We start from the raw sequence: 1,034 nt of genomic DNA, 5'->3' as shown, positions 1-1,034 counted from the left end.
TCGTGCCATGGAGGTGTTTTCCGTGGCGGCCGCCGGGGTGGGCGGCCGCCGTCGGGGTGGGTCAGGCGGTGGTGCCGAGGGCTTCCTTGAGGCTGGCGACGGCCAGGAGGATGGCGTGCTTGGCGGCTTCGGTGTCGTGCAGGCCGTTGACCATGACGAAGTCGTGGACGATGCCGCCGAAGCGGGCGTTGGTCGCGGCGACGCCGGCCTGGCGCAGACGGGCGGCGTAGGCCTCGCCCTCGTCGCGCAGGACGTCGGCCTCGGCGGTGATGATCAGGGCCGGCGGCAGCCCGGCGAGGTCCTCGAGGCTGGCCCGCAGCGGCGAGACGGTGATCTGGCCGCGCTCCTCCTCGCTGATCGTGTACTGGTCCCAGAACCACTTCATGCCCTCGCGGGAGAGGAAGTAGCCCTCGGCGAACTCGTCGTAGGAAGCGGTGTCGAACGCGGCGTTGGTCACCGGGTAGAACAGCACCTGCTTGACGAAGTGGACGTCGCCGCGCTCCTTGGCCAGCAGGGTCAGCGCGGTGGCCATGTTGCCGCCGACGGAGTCGCCGGAGACGGCGATGCGGGTTGCGTCGAGGTGGTTGTCGGCGCCGTTGCTGACGATCCATTGGGCGGCGGCGTAGCTCTGCTCGAGCGCGACGGGGTAGCCGACCTCGGGCGAGCGGTCGTACTCGGGGAAGACCACCGCGGCGTTCGCGCCGACGGCCAGGTCCCGTACCAGGCGGTCGTGGGTGTGGGCGTTGCCGAAGACCCAGCCGGCGCCGTGGACGTAGAGGATGACCGGCAGGGTGGTGCCGGCCGAGTCCGCCGGACGCACGATGCGGATCTTGACGCTGCCGGTAGGTCCGCCGAGGACCTCCTGCCACTCCTCGTCGATCTCCGGCTTGAAGATCGGCGCGTCCTGTACACCGTCGACCGTCTTGCGCCCGTCCTCGGGAGTCATCTGGTAGAGGAACGGCGGCTCCGACGTGGCGTCCACGAACGCCTGCGCGGCAGGCTCCAGAGCGATGTTACGAGGATTACCAGCCATG

The 1,034-nt window shown here is 69.9% G+C and carries 1 protein-coding gene; it reads right to left on the bottom strand.

Going from position 1 to position 1,034, the window contains the following annotated elements:
- Positions 1 to 61: 61 nt before the first annotated feature.
- Positions 62 to 1,033, bottom strand: coding sequence for an alpha/beta hydrolase (locus ACZ4N4_RS46340; RefSeq protein WP_467600954.1), 972 nt, complete (start codon positions 1,031 to 1,033; stop codon positions 62 to 64).
- Position 1,034 lies beyond the last annotated feature (1 nt).

It is taken from the genome of Streptomyces sp. NPDC026538, from assembly GCF_055567535.1.
The sequence above is the reverse complement of the archived record's forward strand: the minus strand, read 5'-3'. Positions and strand labels throughout refer to the sequence as shown.